1 protein-coding gene is annotated in these 5,476 nt (G+C 72.2%); it reads right to left on the bottom strand.

Annotation, left to right across the window (positions count from 1 at the left end):
• Positions 1-11 precede the first annotated feature (11 nt).
• Positions 12-5,471, bottom strand: a complete 5,460-nt coding sequence (locus ACIG5A_RS04400) for a type I polyketide synthase (protein WP_397237599.1) — start codon at positions 5,469-5,471, stop codon at positions 12-14.
• Between the last annotated feature and the right edge of the window lie 5 nt (positions 5,472-5,476).

The raw sequence follows: 5,476 nt of genomic DNA, 5'->3' as shown, positions 1-5,476 counted from the left end.
CTGCGAACTCCTCACCGCTCGACCCCCGAACGCGCCAACGAAATCAACTCGGCGACCCCCAACTGATCCACGTCGACCACCGACGGCGGAGTGCGCGAATCCACCAGGGCGAGCAGCCCTTCCAGCAATCCGGCCGCGCGGAGCGTGCCGATCGGCACCGCCGCGAGGTCCCTGCGGAAGCGGGCCTCGTCGAACTCCTCGTCCTCGGTCACGGTAGCGAACAGCTCCTCGCGCAGCAGGCGGGCGAGTTCGGCGGGCGTCGGATGGTCGAACAGGACGGTCGGCGAAAGCCGAAGCCCGGTCACGGTATTGAGCCGGTTGCGCAGTTCCAGCGCGCTCAGCGAATCCGCGCCGAGCTCGGTGAAGGTCTGGCCGTCCCGCACCCGTCCTGTGCTCGAATAGTCCAGTACGGCCGCCACTTCCGCGCGGACAAGCGCCAGCAGCGCCTGCTCCTGTTTCACCGGCGTCAGCGCGGCGACGCGCCGCAGGAAATCACCGTCGGCCCCGTCCCGTTTCGCCGCACCGCGCGGCCGAATCAGCCCGCGCAGCAACGGTGGTGGCTCGCCGACTGTCGCGGCGCGATCGACCAGCATCGGCGCGAGGTACGGCACTTCCTGGCCCAGCGCGATATCGAACAACCGCAGGCCGTCCGCGTCGGTCAACGCGCCGATACCGGCGCGGGCCGTGCGCGCGCGCTCGGCCGCACCGAGTGCGGCCGCCATACCGCGCTGCGCCCACGCACCCCAGCCGAGCGAGATGCCCGCCAGCCCCTGTGCGTTCCTGTGTCGCGCGAGTGCGTCCAGGAAGGCGTTGGCGGCGGCGTAGTTGCCCTGGCCCGCCGTGCCGAATATGCCCGCGACAGAGGAGAACAGCACGAACGCGTGCAGATCGGCGTCGCGGGTGAGCTCGTGCAGATGCCACGCGGCATCCACCTTGGGCCGCAGCACGGCGTCGACCCGCTCGGCGGTGAGCGCGCCGACGACGCCGTCGTCGAGGACACCCGCCGCGTGGATCACCGCGGTCAGCGGATGCTCGGCCGGGATCCGCGCCAGCGTCGCGGCCAGCGCCGCCCGATCGGCCACATCGCAGGCCGCGACGGTGACCTCCGCGCCGAGCTCGGTCAGCTCGGCGCGCAGGTCCTCGATTCCGGCCGCCCGTGCACCGCGACGGCTGACGAGCAGCAGCCGTCGGACACCGTATTCGGTCACCAGATGGCGGGCGAAGAGCCGCCCCAGCGCACCCGTCGCACCGGTGACGAGCACCGTGCCGTGCGCGGGCAGCTGCTCTCGCGGACCGGCTGCCGTCTCGGCCACCGCGAGCCGCGCACCGAGCAGCGCCCCGGCGCGCAGCGCGCATTGCGGCTCACCGGCCGCGAGCACGTGGGACAGGGCACGGTGCGACCGCGCGTCGGTGTCCAGGTCGACCAGCGCGAAGCGGTCCGGGTTCTCGGTATGGGCCGACAGCAGCAGGCCCCTGACGCTGGCCGCGGCCAGATCGGTGACGGTCTCGCCGGGCTCTGCGGCCACGGCGCCCCGCGTGACGACGATCATCCGAGCCGCACCGAACCTGCTGTCCGACAGCCATTTTCGAGCCATTACCAGGGCACGGTGGCAAGCGGTGCGCGCCGCCGCGGTCACCTCGCCCGCGCTCGCGGCGAACGGAACGAGCACCGCGTCCGGCGCCGTCGCGCCCGCGTCGATCGCGGCGGCCAGCTCGTCGACATCGGTGTACGCGTCGACCGCGCACCCGGCGGCGATCAGCTCGTCGATCAGCCCGAGATCGTCACCGACCACGGTCCAGGCGACGGACCCCGCGGGCGGCTCGACAGCGACCGGTACCCATCGCAGCGCGAGCAGCGAATCGTCGGCTGGGCCGAGCCGCTCGGCGTTCAGCGGCCGCACGCTCAGCGAGGCCACGGAGGCGACCAGCCGCCCCGCCGGATCGGTCACGGTGAGCGCGACCGCCGCCGCGCCGACCGGCACCACGTGCACCCGCAGCGCCGAGGGCCCGGTGGCGCGGCGCCGCACGCCGGTCCACGCGAACGGCACCTGCGCCTGTTCGGCGGCCGGAAGCGCGCCGAGTCCGAGGGTGTGCAGCGCCGCGTCGAGCAGAATCGGGTGCAGGCCGAAGGCCTTGGCCCGCGCCGACTCTTCCTCGGGCAGTGCGACTTCGGCGAAGATCTCCGCCCCGCGACGCCAGGCCGCACGCAGGCACCGGAATGCGGGGCCGTAGGTGAGCCCGCTCGCGTCGAGCACGTCATACCACCCGGCCAGATCGACCGCCGCGGCGTCGGCGGGCGGCCACACGGCGGGGATCTCGATCTCGTCCGCCGCATCGGTGGCGACCGCGCCGACCGCGATCCTGGTCCACTCGTCGGTCGCGTCCCGGTGCGCGGGCCTGGCGTGCACGGTCAGTGCTCGCCGCCCGTCCTCCCCGGCCTCGGCGACGAAGACCTGGACGTCTACCGCGCCGTGCTCGGGCACCGTCAGCGCAGCCGTCATGGTCAGCTCCGCGATGGTGTCGGCGCCGACCCGCTCGGCCGCGGCCAGCGCGAGTTCGACCAGCCCCGCGCCGGGGAAGACGATCCGATCCCGGACCCGGTGGTCGTTCAGCCACGGATGCGCGTCGCGTGAGATCCGCCCGGTCAGCAGCACCGAATCCGTCTCCGCCTGGCGCACAACCGCACCCAGCAGCGGGTGGCCGGTGTCATCGAGCCCGAGCCCGGCCGCGCCGCCGCCGGACGCGGCGTCCGGCCAATAACGCTTGTGCTCGAAGGCATAGGTCGGCAGGTCGACCCGCCGTGCGCCGGGGTACAGCGCGGTCCAGTCCGGCTCGATGCCGCGAACTCGCAACCGGGCCAGCGCGGTGGACAGCGACCGCTCCTCGGACAGATTCTTCCGCAGCACCGGCACGAATTCGCAAGTCCGCGTTTCCGCTTCGGTGAGAGACTCCTCGGCGAGGGCGGAAAGGACGGCGTCCGGCCCGATTTCCAGACAGGTGCGCACGCCACGGTCGTACAGGTGGCGAACGGCGTCACCGAACCGCACCGCCTCGCGCGCGTGCCGAACCCAGTAACCGGGCGAGCGGATGTCGCGCCCCGCCGCGTCACCGGTCACCGTCGACACCAGCGGAACGGTCGGCGCGTGATAGGTCAGAGTCCCTGCGACGGTGGCGAATTCGTCCAGCATCGGCGCCATCAGCGGCGAGTGGAAGGCCCGGCCGGTCCGCAGCTCACGGGTCTTGTGCCCGCGCGCGGACAGCTCCGCCGCGATCCCGGCCACCACCTCGGCGTCGCCGGAAATCACCAGCGACCGCGGCCCGTTCACCGCGGCGATGCCGACGCGGTCCGCCCGCCCGGCCAGCAACTCGGCCACCTCGTCCTCGGTGGCCAGGACCGAAACCATCGCGCCGCCCTCCGGCAGTTCCTGCATCAGCCTGCCGCGCGCGGCGACCAGGGTGACCGCGTCCTCGAGGGAGAACACACCGGCGACATGGGCCGCGGCGATCTCACCGATCGAATGCCCGGCCACCCGCTGTGGCCGAATGCCGAAGTGCCGCACCAGGCGATAGAGCGCGACCTCGAAGGTGAACAGGCTCGCCTGCGTGAAGATCGTCCGGTCGAGCAGCTCCGGTTCCTCGGCGTCGAGCACCGCGCGCAGCGGCCTGCCGAGCCGGTCACCGAACAGCGCGCAGATCTCGTCCACCGCCGCCGCGAACACCGGGAACCGGGCAGCGAGCCCGCGGCCCATCCCCGTTCGCTGCGCGCCCTGCCCGGTGAACAGGAAGGCGAGATCGCCGTCGGCCGGTGTGCCACAGATGATCCGGGCGCTGCTGCCCCCGGCGGCGAGTGCCGCCAACTCGCCGAGCAGGCCGTCGCGGTCGTCGCCGAGCACCACGGCGCGGTGCCGGAGGGCCGCGCGCGTTGTCGCGAGGGAGATGCCGACATCGCTTGCCCACCAGGCTGATCGGCCGAGCAGATGGGCGTGCAGGCGCTGCGCCTGCTGCCGCAATGCCTCTTCGCTGCCCGCCGAGATCGGCCACAGCACATCGCCCGGCGTCGCCGCGGTCGCGCCGTCGTCCTCGGGTCCGAGCGCTTCGGCGCTCGGTTCCTCCAGTACGACATGGGCATTGGTGCCACTGATCCCGAACGAGGACACCGCCGCCCGCCGCGGCCGCTCCCCCTTCGGCCAGTCGGCCGCCTCGGTCAGCAGCGAAACAGCGCCGGAATCCCAATCGATGTAGGGCGAGGGCTCCTCCGCATACAGCGTGCGCGGCAATACCTCGTGGCGCATCGCCTGCACCATCTTGATCACGCCCGCCACCCCGGCGGCCGCCTGCGCGTGCCCGATATTCGACTTCAACGACCCCAACCGGAGCGGCCGTTCGACGGGCCGGTCCTGCCCGTAGGTGGCGAGCAGGGCGTGCGCCTCGATCGGATCGCCGAGCCTGGTACCGGTCCCGTGCGCCTCGACCACATCCACATCCGCCGCCGACAACCCCGCATCGGCCAGCGCCGCACGAATAACCCGCTGCTGCGCAGGACCATTCGGCGCGGTCAAACCATTCGACGCACCATCCTGATTCACCGCCGAACCACGCACCACCGCCAGCACCCGGCGACCGTTGGCCACCGCATCCGACAACCGCTCCAGTAGCAGCACGCCGACGCCCTCGGACCAGCCGGTGCCGTCGGCCGCCGCGCCGAACGCCTTGCAGCGCCCGTCGGCGGCCAGCGCGCGCTGCCTGCTGAAATCGACGTAGACCGACGGCCTGGCCAGCACGGTCGTGCCGCCCGCCAGGGCGAGGTCGCATTCACCGCGCCGAAGCGCCTGCGCCGCAAGGTGCAACGCCACCAGCGACGACGAGCACGCCGTATCCAGCGTCACCGCGGGGCCTTCCAGCCCGAGCACGAACGACACCCGCCCCGACAGCACGCTCGTCGCGGCGGCGATCCGCTGCCCCTCCACGGCGGGCAGCCGATCGAGCAGGCTCGGTTCGTAGTCGTGATACATCGCGCCGGCATAGACACCGGTCTTGGATCCGCGCAACGACAACGGATCAATACCCGCCCCCTCCACCGCCTCCCACGCAACCTCCAGCAACAACCGCTGCTGCGGATCCATCACCAACGCCTCACGCGGCGACACACCGAAGAACTCCGCGTCGAACCCAGCCACGTCAGCTAAGAACCCACCCTCGCGCACATACGAACAGCCCGCCCGATCCGCATCCGAATCGAACAAACTCCCTAGATCCCACCCACGATCCGTCGGAAAGCCCGACACCCCATCGCCGCCCGACGACACCAGATCCCACAACCCCTCCGCCGACACCACACCACCCGGCAATCGGCATCCCATCCCGACAATCGCCACAGGCTCCCTGGCCGCGGCCAACTGCCCGCGCAGCCGCACCACCTCACGCGCCGCATCCCGAAGGGCACCGACCAACTCCTCAGCACCTGCGCTCACCTGCG

The sequence above is a fragment of the Nocardia sp. NPDC052566 genome (assembly GCF_044547285.1).
GTDB lineage: Bacteria > Actinomycetota > Actinomycetes > Mycobacteriales > Mycobacteriaceae > Nocardia.
Note: the sequence above shows the minus strand (reverse complement) of the source record. Positions and strands in the feature narration are given on the sequence as shown.